The organism is Sutcliffiella horikoshii (assembly GCF_002157855.1).
GTDB lineage: Bacteria > Bacillota > Bacilli > Bacillales > Bacillaceae_I > Sutcliffiella_A > Sutcliffiella_A horikoshii_C.
In genome coordinates, this window is record NZ_CP020880.1 from 2,281,590 (window position 1) to 2,299,776 (window position 18,187).

Annotated in this window: 17 protein-coding genes; 1 reads left to right on the forward strand and 16 read right to left on the reverse strand. The window is 41.6% G+C overall.

What is annotated here, in order from left to right; genetic code table 11:
* Window positions 1-11 precede the first annotated feature (11 nt).
* The 13 genes from B4U37_RS11705 to B4U37_RS11765 all read right to left on the reverse strand — a co-directional run bounded on the left by B4U37_RS11705 (window position 12) and on the right by B4U37_RS11765 (window position 14,139).
* Window positions 12-620, reverse strand: coding sequence for a flavin reductase family protein (locus tag B4U37_RS11705; RefSeq protein ID WP_088018375.1), 609 nt, complete (start codon window positions 618-620; stop codon window positions 12-14).
* 19 nt (window positions 621-639) lie between these two features.
* Window positions 640-1,728 carry a histidinol-phosphate transaminase gene (gene hisC, locus B4U37_RS11710; RefSeq protein ID WP_088018376.1) on the reverse strand — a complete coding sequence of 363 codons (1,089 nt, stop codon included), beginning with the start codon at window positions 1,726-1,728 and terminating at the stop codon, window positions 640-642.
* Window positions 1,729-1,786: 58 nt separating this feature from the next.
* Entirely contained in the window at window positions 1,787-2,905 is a 1,119-nt protein-coding gene (hppD, locus tag B4U37_RS11715; protein ID WP_088018377.1) for a 4-hydroxyphenylpyruvate dioxygenase, read from the reverse strand.
* 119 nt (window positions 2,906-3,024) lie between these two features.
* A complete protein-coding gene (gene lpdA, locus B4U37_RS11720) occupies window positions 3,025-4,461 on the reverse strand; it encodes a dihydrolipoyl dehydrogenase (protein ID WP_088018378.1) in 1,437 nt (478 codons plus the stop codon).
* Window positions 4,462-5,715: a dihydrolipoamide acetyltransferase family protein gene (locus B4U37_RS11725; RefSeq protein ID WP_198317021.1), complete on the reverse strand. Its 1,254-nt coding sequence runs from the start codon at window positions 5,713-5,715 to the stop codon at window positions 4,462-4,464. It abuts the gene before it with no gap.
* 18 nt (window positions 5,716-5,733) lie between these two features.
* Window positions 5,734-6,702: an alpha-ketoacid dehydrogenase subunit beta gene (locus B4U37_RS11730; RefSeq protein WP_198317022.1), complete on the reverse strand. Its 969-nt coding sequence runs from the start codon at window positions 6,700-6,702 to the stop codon at window positions 5,734-5,736.
* Window positions 6,703-6,728: 26 nt separating this feature from the next.
* Window positions 6,729-7,793, reverse strand: coding sequence for a pyruvate dehydrogenase (acetyl-transferring) E1 component subunit alpha (pdhA, locus tag B4U37_RS11735; protein ID WP_088018380.1), 1,065 nt, complete (start codon window positions 7,791-7,793; stop codon window positions 6,729-6,731).
* Window positions 7,794-7,809: 16 nt separating this feature from the next.
* Complete coding sequence (locus B4U37_RS11740) at window positions 7,810-8,946, reverse strand: Leu/Phe/Val dehydrogenase (RefSeq protein WP_198317112.1); 1,137 nt, start codon at window positions 8,944-8,946, stop codon at window positions 7,810-7,812.
* Window positions 8,947-8,982: 36 nt separating this feature from the next.
* Window positions 8,983-9,366, reverse strand: coding sequence for a thioesterase family protein (locus B4U37_RS11745; protein ID WP_088018381.1), 384 nt, complete (start codon window positions 9,364-9,366; stop codon window positions 8,983-8,985).
* Window positions 9,367-10,098: 732 nt separating this feature from the next.
* The gene (locus B4U37_RS11750) at window positions 10,099-10,893 is read right to left on the reverse strand and encodes an ABC transporter ATP-binding protein (protein WP_088018382.1); all 795 of its coding nucleotides are present in this window, start codon (window positions 10,891-10,893) and stop codon (window positions 10,099-10,101) included.
* Window positions 10,871-11,893: an ABC transporter permease gene (locus B4U37_RS11755; protein WP_088018383.1), complete on the reverse strand. Its 1,023-nt coding sequence runs from the start codon at window positions 11,891-11,893 to the stop codon at window positions 10,871-10,873. The genes B4U37_RS11750 and B4U37_RS11755 overlap by 23 nt, the downstream gene beginning before the upstream one ends.
* A gap of 33 nt (window positions 11,894-11,926) precedes the next feature.
* Window positions 11,927-12,925 carry an ABC transporter substrate-binding protein gene (locus B4U37_RS11760; protein ID WP_088018384.1) on the reverse strand — a complete coding sequence of 333 codons (999 nt, stop codon included), beginning with the start codon at window positions 12,923-12,925 and terminating at the stop codon, window positions 11,927-11,929.
* A gap of 266 nt (window positions 12,926-13,191) precedes the next feature.
* A complete protein-coding gene (locus B4U37_RS11765; protein WP_088018385.1) occupies window positions 13,192-14,139 on the reverse strand; it encodes an NAD(P)H-dependent flavin oxidoreductase in 948 nt (315 codons plus the stop codon).
* Between the two features lie 79 nt (window positions 14,140-14,218).
* Between B4U37_RS11765 and B4U37_RS11770 the strand changes: the two genes are divergently transcribed.
* Window positions 14,219-14,734 (forward strand): gamma carbonic anhydrase family protein, encoded by a 516-nt coding sequence (locus tag B4U37_RS11770; protein ID WP_088018386.1) that lies wholly within the window; start codon window positions 14,219-14,221, stop codon window positions 14,732-14,734.
* Between the two features lie 309 nt (window positions 14,735-15,043).
* Here the strand turns inward: B4U37_RS11770 and paaX are convergent, their stop codons facing one another.
* The 3 genes from paaX to B4U37_RS11785 all read right to left on the reverse strand — a co-directional run bounded on the left by paaX (window position 15,044) and on the right by B4U37_RS11785 (window position 18,148).
* On the reverse strand, window positions 15,044-15,919 hold the full coding sequence (gene paaX, locus B4U37_RS11775; RefSeq protein ID WP_088018387.1) for a phenylacetic acid degradation operon negative regulatory protein PaaX: 876 nt from the start codon (window positions 15,917-15,919) through the stop codon (window positions 15,044-15,046).
* 150 nt (window positions 15,920-16,069) lie between these two features.
* The gene (gene pcaF, locus B4U37_RS11780) at window positions 16,070-17,281 is read right to left on the reverse strand and encodes a 3-oxoadipyl-CoA thiolase (RefSeq protein WP_088018388.1); all 1,212 of its coding nucleotides are present in this window, start codon (window positions 17,279-17,281) and stop codon (window positions 16,070-16,072) included.
* 21 nt (window positions 17,282-17,302) lie between these two features.
* Window positions 17,303-18,148, reverse strand: a complete 846-nt coding sequence (locus tag B4U37_RS11785) for a 3-hydroxyacyl-CoA dehydrogenase (protein WP_088018389.1) — start codon at window positions 18,146-18,148, stop codon at window positions 17,303-17,305.
* Window positions 18,149-18,187 lie beyond the last annotated feature (39 nt).

Consider the following 18,187-nt stretch of genomic DNA (forward strand, 5'->3'; position numbering starts at 1 on the left):
CTCACATTTCCTTATTTGCGTTGAAGCTCGAACATATCACTAATGGCCTTGGTATACATGCTTCCTGCCATTCTTCCTACAGGGTTCAATTTCTTTGTATCAATCTTACCTTCAAAATACAGGTCATCTGATATGTGAAAACTCTCTACTTTGCCTATAATCAGGCTGCCTGAACCCGGTAGATCACCGAAATGCAACACTTCATGCAGAGAGCACTCCATTTGGACAAGGCTTTCCTTAACCCGTGGCGGTGCAACGACCGAACTAGGCTCCTTCGTAAAACCTGACTCTTCAAATTCATCGACATCGCTTGGGAACTCTGTTGCTGTGATATTCATTTGATCCACTATTTCTTCGCTGACAATGTTAATCACAAATTCCTTTGTGCTTTCGATGTTAAGTAAAGTGTCCTTTTTCGACCCATCTGTGCCTCTTCGCATTGGAGAAAAGCAGACCAACATCGGCTCTGCACTGATCGCAGTAAAAAAACTGAAAGGAGCGATGTTCGCAACTCCTTCCTTATTAATAGAAGAAACTAGCGCGATGGGTCTTGGCAAGATAGACCCTACCATCAGCTTGTATGCATCTTTCCAGGCAAGATTGCTTGGTTGAATATCCATGTTTGTCACCTGCACTTTGCTACAAATTTTTTAATGTCTCGATAAAATAACGGTTATCTTCCATCGAGCAGATGGTGACCCTTATACTGTTTGGATACCCCAAGACTGCTCCTGACTTAACCATTATCCCTTTTGCAAGAAGTTGTTGTGTGATTTCATTTCCGTCTTTGCCGATATGTATCATCATGAAATTTGCATTTGTAGGGAAATAGGTATAACCTAATTTCTCTAGTTCAGCCTCTAAGTACGCTCTACCTCGTTCATTGCGAAGGATACAATCTTTTCTAAATTCCTGGTCCATAATGGCTTCCATTGCAGCTGCTTGACCAAGCTGATTTACATTGAAAACCTCTTTCACCTTGTTTAATTCTGCTAATATGGAAGAATCCATGATGCCATACCCAATTCGTAACCCAGCCAGGCCATATACTTTTGAAAAAGTTCTTAATATAACAAGGTTAGCATGCTTCTCTAGCAAAGGGATGGATTGAAGATATTCCTCACTTGTTGCATATTCATAATACGCCTCATCCAACACAATCAAGATATGTTCTGGTACTTCTTCAATGAAGGAAATAAGATCATCCTTATTTACAATTGTCCCTGTTGGATTGTTAGGATTGCAAACAAAAATCATTTTTGTCTTTTCTGTAATAGTAGCGAGCATAGCTGTCAGATCATGCACGCCACCTTTTAATGGAACGATTACCGGGGTGCCACCTTCAATGGAGACATTGGTTTTGTATCTCGGGAATGTAATATCAGCCATGATGGCTTCTTCTGTTGTATTCAGAAAAGCGCGGATCAGCAGCCTGATAATTTCATCTGAACCATTTCCAATGAACAACTGATTTTGGGCTACCCCTAAAAAATCCGCCAATTTGCTTGAAAGAGCTCTTGCGGAACCGTCCGGGTATGTAAATAAATGATCTAATCTTTGCATTAATTGTTTCTTCACGGATGGAGAACAACCAAACACATTTTCAATTTCAGACATGTTTCTTATATTCACGATTCCTAATTCTGACTGTATATCCTGCAAGCTTTTCCCTAAAGGGTAGGCAGCAATATGTTGGAGTATTTCTCGGCTTTTTACTTTTACCGCCATTTGTTAATCTACCTCCTATAAAAAAGGGAGGAAACTGGTCCTCCCCATAGTAACTTGCTTACAGATTTCCTCTTAATTCTTGCTCTCTTTCAATGGATTCAAATAATGCTTTAAAGTTTCCTTCACCAAAGCCTTTTGCACCTTTACGTTGGATCACTTCAATGAAAAGAGTTGGTCTGTCAACAATAGGTTTTGTAAAGATCTGAAGTAGATAACCTTCATCGTCTCGGTCAACGAGAATGCTCAGCTCGCGAAGCTTTGCGATTTCCTCATCAATTTCCCCTACTCTTTCTGACAACATTTCATAGTAAGTATCAGGAGTATTAAGGAACTCAACACCATTTTCTTTTAGTTTGCTTACTGTCTGAACGATATCTTCCGTTAAAATTGCAATATGTTGAACACCGGCACCATTATAGAACTCCAAGTATTCTTCGATTTGGGATTTTCTTTTTCCTTCTGCAGGTTCGTTGATTGGGAATTTAATTCTGCCACCATTGTGCATTACTTTAGACATTAGCGCGGAATATTCTGTGTTAATATCTTTATCTGTGAAATGAGTCATTTCTTTAAAGCCCATCACTTTTTCGTAATAAGCAACCCATTCTTCCATTTGCTCTACGTTCCCTACCACATGATCGATTCCGATAATTCCTGCATCTTTAACTGGTGTGGAGTTCGTATATGCTTTAAATCCAGGCATGAATACTCCAGTATAATTTTTACGTTCAACCAATGTGTGAATGGTATCTCCGTATGTACCAATTACTGCTTTCTTCAATGTTCCGTACTCGTCTGTCAGCTCTTGTGGAGGCTGGATCGCAATTGCTCCTCTTTCCACCGCTCCGTTGTAAGCACTTTCAACATCTTCCACGACAAGCGCGATATCCTTAACTCCGTCTCCATGCTTTTTAACAAACTCAGAAATTTTTGTATCCTGTTTAAGAGAACCTGTAATGACAAGTCGTACATTACGTTGCTTTAACACATAGGAAACCGTCTCCCTGTTGCCTGTTTCTAATCCAGAATAGGCTATAGGTTGAAAACCGAATGTGGTAGCGAAAAAGTGGGATGCTTGTTTAGCGTTGCCTGTGTAGATCTCCAAATAATCCACATCTTTTACTGGAAAAACTTCTTCTGCTTGATCTTTTTCTTGCATCGTTTTTTCTACGTTCATAAATACCCCTCCTGATTTTTATCTAAAAAATATTATTATTCTGAATATAATATAATCTATAATTTTCATAGTCTGCAAGAGTCTCGTTTAAAGCTAGAATGCTTTGACGCGACAACGTGTCATGAGGATGTTACTTTTTGTTTTGTCACTCTCGGGGCCTTATGAATGGCTTTCCCCTCAAGATCTTCCACCGACTCCCACATGCTTTCATTTACACTAGGATGAGGGTAAGAAGGAAACAGCATATCCTCTTGTCTTGCAACCATTTCTAAAGCAAGTGTTCCGGTACTGATCATTTCTACCGCTTGGGCTCCCATCATATGAATACCTAGTACTAAATCTGTTTTCGCATCTGTAATCGTCTTACTGAAGCCTTCTTTTTGTCCAAGAATGCTTGCATACCCATTTGTTTGGAGAGTGCTTTCCCCTATCTTCACTTCAAATCCATTTTCAACCGCATCTGTTTCCGTCATTCCGACTGTTGCAATTGGAGGAATGGTCTGAACGATTCTAGGAAGAAATGTAAAATCGCACTCGGAATGTTGCCCGGCAATATTTTCTGCCGCGACTTTTCCTTGTTTAATCGCTTTAACGGCCAAGGCAGGGCCTTCTGTAATATCTCCGATGGCATAAATAGATGGTACATTTGTACAACATGATTCATTTATTTTTATAAAACCTTCGTCGCTCAAATGAATGCCTGCGCGCTGAACACCAAGTGTTTCCGTTGAAGGTTTTCTTTCTTCCATACAGTAAAGGTGCGAACTTTCCAGCATGACTGATTCATTCTTAGCCTGCTCAAACCTCACTTCCCACTGAACCTCATTGAACCTGAACTGAGGGATTTTATGAGCCTTATAGAGCTTTATTTTTTGCTTTTTTAACTGCCTCTGCAGTTCTTTGTTTATGGCAGGATCAAATGTAAATTCATGCTGACCTGTTGGAATAATCAAAGTCACCTTCGACCCTAAACTGTTAAAGGTTGTCGCTGCTTCAAGGGTGAAATCATCGTTACCATATAAAATAAGCTCACTTGGCAAATCTTCCAGGTTCCATATTGAAGTAGGTGTTAGAGCTTGAGGGTTTATTTCAGCAATTGGCTGCTTATGGCACCCTGTTGCAATAATTACATCATTAAAAGTGAAAGTATCATATTGATGCCCGTTCTCCACCCCGATTTTAGTAGAGGATATAAAAGAGGCTTCCCCCTCTATGATCTCGATTTTATTTGCTTTACATAATGCCACAACACCTTGAAGTAGTTGCTCGACTACCTTTTGTTTGTGTTCCTGTAACCTTGGCAGGTCGAATATAACCCCGCTAGTATCCAGCCCAAGTTGCTGAAAAGGTTTCATCCGTTGGAAAGACTGTGCAGCTGCAGTATGTACTTTAGACGGGATACATCCTTCATTTAAGCAGACCCCGCCAAGCTTATTTTTCTCAATGATGGTAACCTGTCTACCTAACTGAGCCGCTCGGATTGCAGCGTGATAACCTCCAGGGCCTCCGCCAAGCACCATTACATCACGTTCTTGAGTAAGTTCACCTACGACCATTTAAACCAGCTCCAGCATTAATAATTTTGGTTCTTCTAAAAGTTGAGTCAGCCTGTTGGTAAAGGCTACTGCTGTCGCTCCATCTGCCACACGATGATCAAATGACATGGAAATGTTCATGATAGACCGAATAACAATCTCTTCCTGCTCATTTACAACCGGACGCTTTTTGGTTTTATGGAAGGAGATCAAGCCCACTTCAGGCTGATTGATGATTGGTGTGGCGCCGATACTTCCACCAAGAGGACCAACATTACTGATAGTAAAACTGCCTCCAGTCAATTCTTTCATGGAAAGCTTATTCTCCTGGGCCTTTTTGGTTAATTCTTTTAAATTGGCATGGATTTCTTTTAGTGACTTTTTCTCTACATTACGGATCACAGGGACAATCAGTCCATCTTCAGTATCAGTGGCTATCCCAATATGATGTTCTTTGATCAATTCGATTGTCTCTTCTTCTTCATTCAATCTTGCATTAAAGATTGGATAATCTTTAAGGGCGATGGAAATGGCTTTTAAGAATAAAGCAGTCGCTGATATGCTTTGATTGCTTGTTTTCCAAATTTCTCTTAGTTCTAATATGTTTGTCACATCTACTTCCTCAAAATGGGTGCAATGCGGAATTGTAAGGAGGGACTGTGACATTTTTTTGCCTATTTGTTTTCTTCGTCCTCTGTATGGAATGATCGTTGGAGATTCTTGCTGATCATTAGATTCTGTTTTTGTTTGAACTTGCTGAACTTGCTGTTCTTTCACTTTCACTTTAGGTGCAGGCTGCTCTTTACTTTCTATGAATCTATATACATCTTCATCTGTGATTCTACCAGCAGGGCCGGTTCCTTCAATTTGTTCAATATCAACCCCGGCGTCTCTTGCGATCTTTCTAGTATATGGGGCAGCCATGATTCTAAATGAATGGAGCTTTGTTGGCGGTTGTTGCTCTCTTGTTGTTTCGGTAACCTTAGTGGAAGTGTTTGTATGTGTATCTTTGATAGAAGTTATTGTCTCTTTTCCAGCTGATTCAGCTTCTAATAGAAATAAGGTGGTCCCAACTGGAATGGTTTCCCCTTCTTTTACCAAAATCTCTTTGATTACTCCAGCAAGTGGTGCTGGTATTTCAGCAGTCATTTTATCTGTTTGCACCTCAACCAGAGGCTCATCTGGCTTAACCTTATCTCCTTCTTTAACTAAAAAAGATAAAATATCAGCCTGTGTCATGCCTTCGCCAATATCATGAAGTTTGACCTCGATCATCCGTTGAACCCCCTTTTACTAAAACTTCATCACTTTATTTACTGCTGCAACCACCCTGTCAGCAGTTGGCAGATAGTAGTCTTCAAAGCCGAAATAAGGAACAGGAACATCAAACCCTGTCACTCGCTCCACCGGCGCCTTTTGATAGAGGAACGATGTTTCATTGATAATGGCAAGTACATCTCCACTTACACTTGTCGCCGCATGCGCTTCGTGCACAATAACCGTTCTACCCGTTTTCTGTACAGATTCTGCAATAATATCTTTGTCAATCGGATAGAGGCTTCTAAGATCTATCACTTCGCAACTTACACCCTCAGATTCTAGTTTTTTTGCAGATTGAAGGGCAACGGGAACCATCGCTCCCCACGCAATAATAGTGACATCCTCGCCTTCCCTGCAAATCTTTCCTTTTCCGATTTCAACTGTATATTTTCCTTCTGGCACTTCTTCCCTTACAGAACGATAGCAGCGCATCGGCTCCAAAAATAGTACAGGATCTGGGTCCTCGATGGCGGCAATCAATAAACCTTTCGCGTCATACGGGTTTGACGGGCAAACCACTTTAATTCCAGGCATATGGGTGAAAATCGCCTCAGTACTGTCAGAATGAATTTCAGGCGCCCTTACTCCTGCTCCATATGGTGCACGTATGACCATAGGGACGGTATAATGCCCCATTGTTCTTGCCCTGATTCTTGATGCATGGGTCATGATTTGCTCATAGGCAGGATAAATAAAACCCAGGAACTGTATCTCTGTAACCGGACGGAAACCATTTATCGCCATTCCGATTGCAGCTCCGATGAAACCTGCTTCACTTAACGGGGTATCGATAACACGGTCTTCGCCATATTTTTGTTGCAATCCTTCTGTAGCACGAAAAACACCGCCATTTACCCCAATGTCTTCCCCCATAAGAAGCACGTTTTCATTTTCTTCAAGCATAGTATCCAGTCCATCCGTAATCGCTTGAACCATTGTCATTGTTTTCGTTTTCAATGCCGTTTCCACTATTCTTCACCTCTCATCAGTTGAAGAAGTTCCTTTTTCTGCTGCTCAATTCCCCACGTCGGTTTTTCAAAAACGTAGTCGAACATGTCAGCAGGGTCTGCCTTTGGAAAATTCTCCATTTCTTCAATTGCACTATCGACTTCCTGAGATAGCTCCACTAACATTGATTCTTTCCAGTCTTCTGTAAACCAACCTTGATTTTTCAAAAAGCGTTCCAACCGAAGAATCGGGTCATTATCTCGTCTTTTTTCATTTTCAGATTGATCCCGATACTTGGTCGGGTCATCAGCTGTCGTATGTGCACCGTATCTCCATGTTACCGCTTCAATTAAGGTTGGTCCCTCCCCGTTTCTTGCTTGTTCTAATGAATCCAACGTATGAAAATAAACGGCGAAAACATCATTACCATCAATTCGGACGCTTCTCATATCATAAGCAAGGGCTTTCTGCGCAATGGTTTCGGTATTCATTTGTTTGGATAGGGGTACCGAAATGGCAAAGTGATTGTTCTGATTAAAAAACACAACCGGTGCCTTAAGAACGCTTGCAAAGTTTAATCCTTCATGAAAATCCCCTTCAGAAGTTGCTCCATCCCCGAAATAAACGATACTTGCATTTTTCGTTCCTTTTCTTTTCTCTGCATAGGCTGCGCCTACCGCATGCGGCAGTTGCGTCGCGATTGGAATTCCCGGCGGAAAGACTTTCTTCCCATTTGCCGGAATGCACCCTTCATTTCTGCCGTTCCAAAATAGAAGGATATTACGAAGGGAGTGGCCGAACGTCATAGTTGCCCCATGGTCCCTGTAGGAAGGAAATAACCAGTCATCTTCATTCAATGCCATCGCACTTCCAACCTGGGAAGCCTCTTGCCCCTCATAAGGTGCATAGGTTCCGATACGGCCTTGGCGTTGTAGACTCATACACTTTTTATCAAAGGTACGAATTCTGAGTAAATGTCTATACATGGACTTCGTCAGATCTTCCGTGATTCTTTCTTCATACGTTTTATCAAGGAAATTCCCCTGATTATCGATAATCTGAATGATAGGAAATTGATCGTTCAACTTATTTCCCCCTCTATTAAACTCGTACTGACCATTTCGGTCGCTTGGAATGAGTAAAGAAGCTGTTTCTTCTGCTTCTGTCTACTAGCCTCTGTTCGCAGAAATTATTTGCTGCTTCCACTGTCGTAATATTCATTTTCTCTGCTTCTTTATAAACATCCATCAAAGAGTTGTAGATAGCCTTTGTTTTGCGGAGTACACGTTCTTTATTTGGTTCATATAATTCATCTGCCACTTGAATCAGTCCACCGGCATTTACGATGTAGTCAGGAGCATAGAGGATCCCTTTTTCCTGCAGCATGGCACAGTGATGATTTTCGATTAATTGGTTATTGGCAGAACCTACTACCGCTTTTACCTTCAACTGTTCTATCGTCTGATCGTTAATGATTCCACCAAGGGCGCACGGTACAAACACATCTGCATCAACAGAATAGATTTCATCTCCGCCAACCACTTTAATACCTGCTCCAATTTCTTTCGCTTTGGCCACGAGTTGGGTAATGGCAAATTCATTGATGTCAGATACATAAATGTCCGCTCCAGCATGCATCAACTGCTCTGCCACTTTAGCTCCAACCTTTCCAAGGCCTTGGATTGCATAACTTTTTCCGTAAAGGTTTTTGGATCCCCATATTGTCAGGTTTGTCGCTTCTATTCCATAGATAACCCCTTGAGCTGTTGGAACGGAGGAATCCCCACTTCCGCCATACACCTCATCCACCCCGACTATACAATTTGTTTCTTTTAAAGCATGCACAAAATCCTCCGGTGATGTTCCCATATCGGTTCCAGTGTAAAAACGACCATTTAACGATTCGACAAATTGACCGAACGCCCTAAATAGTTCAGGCGTTTTGTCTTTATTCGGGTCACCAATGATGACCGCTTTCCCCCCGCCAAAATCAACGTCAGCTGCTGCACATTTATACGTCATTCCTTTTGAAAGACGAAGAACATCATATAAAGCCGCATCCACAGATTGATATGGCTGCATCCGGCATCCACCTAACGCAGGCCCTAATGTTGTGTTATGTATAGCAATAATGGCTTTTAGTCCTGTATCTGGATCATTACAGAATACTACCTGTTGGTGTTGTTGAATTTTATCAAACATTTCCATTCCCCCAACTTCAGAAGTAAGCGTTTTCATATTTGTCAAAGCAACCACCCTTTTTCTAATATTCTTTTAGTCTATCATTGCATTAATTTTACTTTTTGGTAATATCACTTGCGTAACTTCCCCTTCACCAATCACGCGGTCTTTAGAAAATATTTGTACTTTTGTGATGATGAAGTTTTTCTTAAGACCCACTACCGTTGCTTCTATTGTTAAAACGGTCCCTTCTGTTGCCGGTGCAAGATGCTTTACTTTAACTTCTGCACCCATTCCTTCTTCTGTTTCTTCCAAAACCTCTAAAATTATTTGTCTTGAAGCCCATTCCATGTGATAGACCATCATTGCGGTGGAATACACTGGATGTACTAATTCCCCTTCAAACTGGGCAAACATTTTGTTGGTAACAGTGATTTGAATGGAATGTTTCGTACCTATCGTTAGTTCCGGCTTCATGTATTCACCCCAAAACGTATAACGTTTATTCAACGCTATAATAACATTTCGTTAAATGAACCGTCAATAAATTGTAGAAATTTTATAAATAGTCAATCATAAATGGTAAGTAGTTAAGTAGATTGGTTTATCACCGCTGTTCCTTTCCGCAAATGGCTTCGCTTTCCGCGGGACGGTGCTTGAGCCTTGAAATATTGGACTTGGCTAGATCTTCCCTTTGCGCACATCTTTGACTATTTCAATAAAATCCCTAGTCACCAAGGGCTTCATATTGGCGATGAGGACCTCTCTTCTCCTGATTTCTCGTCACTGAGGTCTTCATAACGCCGATGAGGACATCTCTCTTCCTGATTTCTCGCCACTGATGTCTTCATAACGCCGATGAGGACATCTCTCCTCCTGATTTCTCGCCACTGATGTCTTCATAACTCCGATGAGGACATCTCTCCTCCTGATTTCTCGTCACTGAGGTCTTCATAACTCCGATGAGGACATCTCTCTTCCTGATTTCTCGTCACTGATGTCTTCATAACGCCGATGAGGACATCTCTCTTCCTGATTTCTCGTCACTGATGTCTTCATAACGCCGATGAGGACATCTCCCCTCCTGATTTCTTCGCACTGAGGTCTTCATCCAAACAATCAAGAATTACATTGAAGACTAACCACAATTCGATCTTCTTAAACAATAAAAAAGAGGAAAATGACCTGGTCATTTTCCCCTCTACGTATTCAACTTAGCAATGCTCTGTCGTTGGTCATTGCTTGTCCGCGTATTCGCTGGAATTCAGCAAGCAATCTTTCAATGGTAAGAGTTTTCTTTTCCTCTTCTCCCACTTCCAGAATGATTTGCCCCTTATCCATCATAATTAAGCGATTACCAAGATCCAGTGCCTGCTGCATGTTGTGAGTTACCATCAATGTCGTCAATTCTTTATCTGCAACAATTTCTTTCGTGATATTGGTAATCAGTTCTGCACGAGATGGATCAAGAGCAGCGGTATGCTCATCCAAAAGGAGGATATCAGGCTCAGTGAACGTTGCCATCAAAAGGGACAGTGCTTGCCTTTCCCCACCTGAAAGCAATCCAACTTTAGCACTTAATCTATTTTCCAAACCAAGGTGCAGGGTTTCCAGCACCTCTTTGAAATACGTTTTTCTCTTTTTAGTCACGCCCATCTTTAATGTGCGATTTTTATTCCGTGAATAAGCCATAGCCAGATTCTCTTCAATTGTCATTGTAGGAGCCGTTCCAGCCATTGGGTCCTGGAACACCCTTCCAATATATCTGGCTCTTTTGTGCTCTGCCATATAGGTGACATCACGGCCATCAATCTCTACTTTTCCGGTATCAGGCGTCAGTACCCCTGAAATCATGTTCATCAAGGTGGACTTACCGGCACCATTACTACCGATGATGGTGACAAAATCTCCTTTTTTCAAGGAAAGGTTGATGGTATCAAGCGCATTTTTTTCATCTAATGTTCCTTCATTGAAGATTTTGTTAATCTGTGTTAAATGTAGCACGTTGATCCCCCTTTTCATTGGCAGATTGTAAAGATCCCAGTTTTAGCATCTTCTGTTTTTTTCTCTTTCGATCTTTGTAGCTATCAATGAATTTAGGGGTGATAAGGGCCAAGATAACAATCGTTGCCGTAATGGCTTTCAGGTCACCGGTTTCTAAGAATTCTACCCTTAATGCAAGCGTCACAACAATACGATAGATGATGGCCCCACCTATTACAGCAAAAGTCGTCCATGCAATCGTTTTTGTACCAAAAATAGCCTCTCCAATAATGACAGATGCCAATCCGATTATAATCATCCCGATTCCCATCCCAACGTCTGCATATCCGCCATGCTGGGCAATCAATGCACCAGAAAATGCAACCATGGCATTGGAAATCCCGAGACCAAGAATAACCAGTCCGCTTGTGTTGGCAGAAAGGCTACGAATCATCCGCTTATTATCACCGGTCGCTCTAATTGCCAAACCGATTTCCGTTTTCAAAAATAAATCAGTTATGATTTTAATTGCAAACGTGACAATCAACATGATGAAAATAATTCCCCACGTTCTAGGAACAAAAGCTCCTAATCCGATAGTGGAAAAGATATTGTTTAAAAATTCATCTATTCCGGTATTCCCCCACCAGGAACGGATGTTGGTGAAAAAAGTATCACTGTTTAATAACGGCACATTTGATCTTCCCATTATTCGCAAATTGATGGAATAAAGGGCAATCATCATTAAAATACCTGATAATAGTGGATTAATCTTTCCAAACGTATGTAAGGAACCGGTGATGCATCCTGCGATAAATCCTGCAAACATCGCCACCACTGTAGCTGTGATAGGACTATATCCGCTGACAATCATTGTCGCAGCAACCGCAGCGCCAGTTACAAAGCTACCATCTACCGTCAAATCGGGAAAATCAAGGACCCTAAAGGAAAGATATACCCCTAGGGCCATGATTGCGTAGATGATTCCCAATTCGACTGAACCAAAAATTGCTGTTATCATGTCAGAATCATCTCCTCGTTGTCTTAAAAATGCTTATTTTTCATCATAGAATTCTGCAAACTCAGTCCAAGCATCTTGCACTTCCAAGCCCTGAGCTTCCGCAGCTTCTGTGTTGATTGTTAACTTCAAGCTTTGTGGGTAGGATACTGGAATTTCTGAAGGATCTTTTTCCCCTTTAAGAACTTGAACTGCCATTAAGCCAGTTTCATAACCTAAGTCGTAATAGTTAAATCCACTTGCCGCAACTGCTCCAGCTTCCATGGAATCAAGGTCTCCTGCAAACAAAGGAATCTTTTCATTCGTTGCAATTGTAATGAGTGATTGTATAGCTGAAACAACAGTGTTATCTGTAGGCATATAGATAGCATCTACTCTTCCAATTAATGATTCTGCAGCCTGTTGAACTTCTGCTGAAGTAGAAACCGATGCTTCTACTAAAGTTCCGCCTTTTTCTTCAACAAGACTTTTCACTGTTTCGACCTGTACAACGGAGTTTTGTTCTCCAGTATTATAGATAACTCCGATATTTTTCGCGCCAAGCTCGTCTACCATGAAATTGATCGTAGTGGCAATGGCATCAGGATGTGTATCTGAAGTACCTGTGATGTTTTCACCTGGCTTATCAAAAGATTCTACAAGTTCTGCACCAACAGGGTCGGTTACAGATGTAAAAATGATAGGAATATCTTTTGTCGCCTGCAAAGCACTTTGCGCACTTGGAGTGGAGTTAGCAAAGATCATGTCCACTTCATCTGCTACAAACTTGTCTGCAATCGGTTTATTGTTATTTGGATCTCCTTGAGCATTTTGAACATCAAATTTGACATTCTCGCCTTCTTTGTAGCCATTGTCTTCTAGTGCCTTCTTGAACCCTTCAAATGCAGCATCCAATGAAGGGTGCTCAGCGATTTGAGTCACACCAACAACCACTGTATCCTCTGCATCCCCACCTGTTGAATCGGAACTACAGCCCACTAGCAAGGCTGCACATGCCATACTTGCCAAAATAGATTTCATCTTGAACTTTTTCATCCTTATCCCCCTTATATATGTTTATAAGCTACATAAAAATATGTAAGCTTTTGAAACCGTTTACATTATGTTGTTGTCTATGATGGACAAAACGTTATTCGTTTTTTCAACGTTATATTAACACCAATAAACAAATAGTGTCAATATATTCGAAAAATTTAAATAAATTTACTATTTTACAATAAATACGCCATTTTCCCCTAAAATCCTTTTTCTTTTTGTAAATAAAAAAGAAACCTCTAAAAGGATAAGAGGTTTCCTGTTACTTAGAATTGTGCCATCGCTTTATGAAGTTGCTCTTTTGCTTCTGTAACCATTTGCTCAAGTAGTTCCCTTACACTCGGGATCGTTTTGATGATACTTGATATTTGACCGCCGTTAATAAAACCTTGCTCCAACTCACCCTTTACTGCCCCTTTGATATGATGTTCCTCCGTAGTCAATAAATTAAACTCCTCAAGCGTTATCCCTTCTTGTTCTTTTTTTAGAAGTAGGTCAGCATATGGAGTTCGGATGACCCTTCTTACTCTCCCAACAGTTCTACCAACAATGACAGTTCCTTGATCATCAGCCTCCAAGATAGAGTTCTTGTAATGACTGTGAAAAGGTGCTTCTTTTGTTGCAATTAATCTTGTTCCCATCTGCACTCCAGAGGCACCAAGGGCGATCGCTGCGGCGAGACCTTTTCCATTCCCGATTCCCCCAGCTGCGACAACAGGAATGGACACCGCCTCAACCACTTGTGGAATCAATGTCATAGTCGTTGTTTCAAGATTTGAATTGATGCCGGCAGCTTCATATCCTTCTGCCACAATAATATCAGCTCCGGCATTTTCTGCTTTTATTGCCTGCTTAGGTGAAGCCACCACACAAATGACCGTAATTCCGTGTTCTTTTAGCTTAGGAATAAATGGAGCGGGGTTCCCTGCTGAAAGGGACACCACCTGGACCTGATGCTTAATAATGAGCTTCAGAACTTCTTTTGTATAAGGAGAAACCGACAACGCGACATTCACTGCAAAAGGTTTATCTGTAAGGTTTTTCGTTTGTTTAATGATTTCTTCCACTTCTTCTGGCTTCATCGTTCCTGCCCCTATAGTACCAAGTCCTCCTGCATTAGAGACCGCTGCAGTTAATGGCGCATTACTGATATTTCCCATTCCGCCTTGAATGATAGGAAAGTTTATTTTTAGAATTTCTCGTAGTTTATTCATCAATTATTTCACCCCTCGTAAAAATAATGTTATACTAATTTTAATATTTAGACAATAACATTTGGGGAGTGAGTGATGAATGATTTATCCTTTTGGTGGGAAGAAACCGCAGCTTCATGATTCAGTATTTGTAGCACCGGGCGCGCGAATTATCGGTGACGTTACAATTGGGGAAGAATCAACTGTTTGGTTCAACGCCGTTCTTCGGGGTGATGAAGGACCAATAACCATTGGAAAAAGATGCAGCATCCAAGATAACGTAACTGCTCATTTATATGAAGGATTTCCGTTAGTTGTGGAGGATGAAGTGACAGTTGGACATACTGCCATTCTGCACGGCTGTACAGTTAGGAAGCGATGCATTGTAGGAATGGGTTCTACGATCTTGGATGGAGCAGATATTGGGGAAGAAAGTATCATTGGTGCCAATACATTGATTCCTTCTGGTAAAAAAATTCCACCGCGTTCATTGGTTGTTGGGTCCCCTGGTAAGGTGATTCGAGAATTAACAGACAAGGATTTAGAGCTCATTCAGCTGTCCATTGATACATATGTGCAAAAAGGGAAAGATTATCAGCAGGAACTTGGAGATTGATAGAATGGAGTTGCGTGCGGAACCGGGCTGGATTTAGATGGCTCGGTTTTTTTGTTTGGTTTTTTATGAAAATGGGTGATTGGTTCTGGGGTTTGGGGTTCATTTGAAAGGTTCGACCATATTGGAGCGACCTTCTACCTTTAAAATTGAACCTTTTACACCTATTGGTCGACCTTCTACCACAAATACCAAACCTTCTACCTTTCATCAAAAATCGACACAAATTGAATCAATCATAATAATGTTATGTAAACAACTAATCCACCAAAAAACAAAGCACTTCCACCATCCAAAGTGGAAATGCTCACCTCACTCCATAATATAAGGATGATTCATCACATCATACTTCTTATCCTTCAAGTCCAGCTCGTTACCGTCCTCAAAGACTTCTTCAAAAAAGCGGGAAGCTGGTTCTGCCAATTCTTTGTAATACTCACTAAATAAAGATGCAGCATGACTGCCAAGCCACATATCTGGCAACAGCTCTTCCGGCAGCCCCGGATCAACGAACAAGAACTTCCTGTATTCATGGACAAGCTTCGTCCGCTCCACGAAACATTCGGCGTCTGTCATTTGACCTTTCCCGATCTTGTTTTTGTCGATGATATACTTCTGACTATATTCTTGGATAAATTGTTGGTACCTTCCATTTATCTCATTCAGATCCCAACTTTTCATGACAAGTCGTTCATTTTCGTATGGTCCTTGATATTCAGAAATGAAAAAGTCTACATACTCTTCAATTTCATATTTTGATATAAGATCTTGTACTTGTTTTTCTAAGGAGTTGGGCGAAATCCAGCAGCTGTTTGATAATGTTCCAAATCCACTCCAGACCAACTCTTTACGAAGTTCATCCCGAACACTTCTGATTTCTTCTGGAATGGTGTACATGAGCATGCGCCATTTTCCATCCCAAGTATCCGTCTTCAGCTTGAAAATACGCTTGGCAGCTTCGTCAATTCTTTTCACGCCGCGTTCTGTTAAAAAATAATAACTTTTGTTTCCCTTTTTCTCCGCTTGGACCCATCCTTGCTTATTCATGCGTGATATTGCCGCACGCACGGCTTGATCATTATGACCAAATTCATTTAATAATTTGATTAAGCTTCCAATCCAAATTTTATTTCCATAATGCCTGACATAATCACCATATAAAGTAAAAATCATTGATCTTGTATTCATTCTAGCATCCTCTTTCTACCACATAAGATAAATCGCTATATTACAGTAATTTCATTTTAACAGAGTAACGCGTTATAGAAAAGATGGAACGGCAAACTTACCCAAGCTTCCTCCAAGAGAATACCCCAAAGAATCATAGGGCACCAAGCCCTATGATTCTTGTGGTCTCTCCACTATTGTCGCAATTCCCTGGCCTACCCCTACACACATTGTCACAAGGCCGTATCGCACGTCACGCTTGTTCATTTCATGCACAAGCGTAGTAAGTATCCTCGCTCCGCTGGCACCAAGAGGGTGTCCGAACGCGATTGCTCCCCCGTTAACATTCACTCTGCCAGGGTCCAATTCCAGTTGCCGAATACATTCCAGCGATTGGGATGCGAATGCTTCATTTAACTCAATTAAGTCTAGATCTCCCACAGACAGATTTGCCCGTTCAAGTGCCTTTCTGGTAGCGTAAATTGGCCCTATTCCCATTATAGAAGGAGTAAGACCTGCAGCAGCAGACGTGACATACCTCGCTAACGGCTTTAACCCTAGCTCCTTCGCTTTTTCTGCACTCATTAGTAGCAATGCCGATGCACCGTCATTCACACCTGACGCATTGCCGGCAGTAATCGACGTACCTTCGCCAAAAATTGGTTTCAGGTTCCCAAGTTTCTCTAAAGTTGTATCTGGGCGCGGATGTTCGTCGCAGTCAACAATTGTTTCCTTACCTTTTCTATCAACAATCGAGACGGGAACCATCTCATCCTTAAAGCGGCCAGATTCCATTGCCATTTTTGCTTTTTGCTGGCTTTCAAAGGCAAATACGTCTTGATCCTCACGGGAGACGGAGAATTCTTTTGCCACGTTTTCTGCCGTTTGCGGCATTGTATCTACACCGTACATCTTTTCAAGTTTTCTATTAGTAAATCTCCAGCCGATGGTTGTATCCATCAGTTCCATGTTGCCGCGGGGATAATCCATTTCCGGCTTTGCCATGACAAACGGAGCCCTTGTCATACTTTCCGTCCCTCCGGCTATAAAAATATCGCCTTCTCCTACCATAATGGCTCGGGCGGCATAATTCACGGCATCAAGACCTGAGCCGCATAAACGGTTGATCGTGGTGCCGGCCACCTCTACCGGAAGACCAGCCAATAGAGCACTCATCCTCGCGACGTTGCGGTTATCTTCCCCCGCTTGATTGGCATTGCCGAACACGACTTCTTCAATTTCATTTACCGGGACATTCGGGTTTCTTTCTACAAGGGCTTTGATTACAATTGCTCCAAGGTCATCTGGGCGAACTGCCTTTAACGCACCCTTATACCTTCCAATCGGTGTTCGGCAAGCATCTACAATTACAACTTCCTTCATATTGGACACCTCTCTCGTTGTTTATTGGTAGTCATAAACTCCTTTACCACTTTTCCTGCCAAGTCTTCCGGCTTTCACATACTTTTCCAGCAGAGGTGCAGGGCGGTACTTTTCCCCTAACTTTTCATGAAGATATTTCAGGTTATTCAAACGTGTATCCAATCCCACCAGGTCTCCAAGTTCAAATGGACCCATCGGATAGTTGAGCCCAAGTTTGATTGCCTTATCGATTTCTTCTGGAGTACCTACCCCTTCTTGGAGCATATAAAAGGCTTCGTTCCCAACAAGTGCACTGATTCTGCTTGTCACAAAACCAGGGAATTCATTTACAACAACTGTTTCTTTTCCCATCCGTTCTGCTGCATATCGGATATATTCAGCGGTTTCATCGCTTGTTTCCAAACCACGGACAATTTCTATCAGCTTCATTTTATGTACAGGGTTGAAGAAGTGCATCGCGATAACTTTCTCGGGTCTTGATGTGAAGCTTCCTATTTCAGTTGGACTCATCGTAGAGGTATTGGAAGCAAAATAACACTGTGCGGGAGCTACCTTGTCTATTTGTTCGTAAACAGATTTCTTGATATCCATGTTTTCAGGTACTGCTTCTATTATTAGATTTGCTACCTTCACGGCTTCCTCAAGTTGTGTAGAATAAAATAGGTTATCCCTTAATTCTCCTGCTGCTTGATCTGTTAATTTTCCTTTTTCCAACCCTTTGGAGATGATGATTTCTATTTCTTTTCTAGCTCCTGCGAGTTGTTCTTCTTTTACATCAATCAAGGTTGTATGGTACCCGCCTAGGGCGCTTACATATGCGATGCCACGTCCCATGACACCTGAACCGATGACCACTACTTTTTCCATGTAGACTCTCCTCCTTCATCATGCTGTAAAAAAAGCAAA

What these genes read in the sequence shown, in the direction of transcription:
- B4U37_RS11705 (WP_088018375.1), bottom strand. Translation starts at nt 620, where the DNA reads ATGGATATTCAACCAAGCAATCTTGCCTGGAAAGATGCATACAAGCTG.
- hisC (WP_088018376.1), bottom strand. Translation starts at nt 1,728, where the DNA reads ATGGCGGTAAAAGTAAAAAGCCGAGAAATACTCCAACATATTGCTGCC.
- hppD (WP_088018377.1), bottom strand. Translation starts at nt 2,905, where the DNA reads ATGAACGTAGAAAAAACGATGCAAGAAAAAGATCAAGCAGAAGAAGTT.
- lpdA (WP_088018378.1), bottom strand. Translation starts at nt 4,461, where the DNA reads ATGGTCGTAGGTGAACTTACTCAAGAACGTGATGTAATGGTGCTTGGC.
- B4U37_RS11725 (WP_198317021.1), bottom strand. Translation starts at nt 5,715, where the DNA reads ATGATCGAGGTCAAACTTCATGATATTGGCGAAGGCATGACACAGGCT.
- B4U37_RS11730 (WP_198317022.1), bottom strand. Translation starts at nt 6,702, where the DNA reads ATGACAATGGTTCAAGCGATTACGGATGGACTGGATACTATGCTTGAA.
- B4U37_RS11740 (WP_198317112.1), bottom strand. Translation starts at nt 8,946, where the DNA reads ATGAAAACGCTTACTTCTGAAGTTGGGGGAATGGAAATGTTTGATAAA.
- B4U37_RS11745 (WP_088018381.1), bottom strand. Translation starts at nt 9,366, where the DNA reads ATGAAGCCGGAACTAACGATAGGTACGAAACATTCCATTCAAATCACT.
- B4U37_RS11755 (WP_088018383.1), bottom strand. Translation starts at nt 11,893, where the DNA reads ATGATAACAGCAATTTTTGGTTCAGTCGAATTGGGAATCATCTACGCA.
- B4U37_RS11760 (WP_088018384.1), bottom strand. Translation starts at nt 12,925, where the DNA reads ATGAAAAAGTTCAAGATGAAATCTATTTTGGCAAGTATGGCATGTGCA.
- B4U37_RS11765 (WP_088018385.1), bottom strand. Translation starts at nt 14,139, where the DNA reads ATGAATAAACTACGAGAAATTCTAAAAATAAACTTTCCTATCATTCAA.
- B4U37_RS11770 (WP_088018386.1), top strand. Translation starts at nt 14,219, where the DNA reads ATGATTTATCCTTTTGGTGGGAAGAAACCGCAGCTTCATGATTCAGTA.
- paaX (WP_088018387.1), bottom strand. Translation starts at nt 15,919, where the DNA reads ATGAATACAAGATCAATGATTTTTACTTTATATGGTGATTATGTCAGG.
- pcaF (WP_088018388.1), bottom strand. Translation starts at nt 17,281, where the DNA reads ATGAAGGAAGTTGTAATTGTAGATGCTTGCCGAACACCGATTGGAAGG.
- B4U37_RS11785 (WP_088018389.1), bottom strand. Translation starts at nt 18,148, where the DNA reads ATGGAAAAAGTAGTGGTCATCGGTTCAGGTGTCATGGGACGTGGCATC.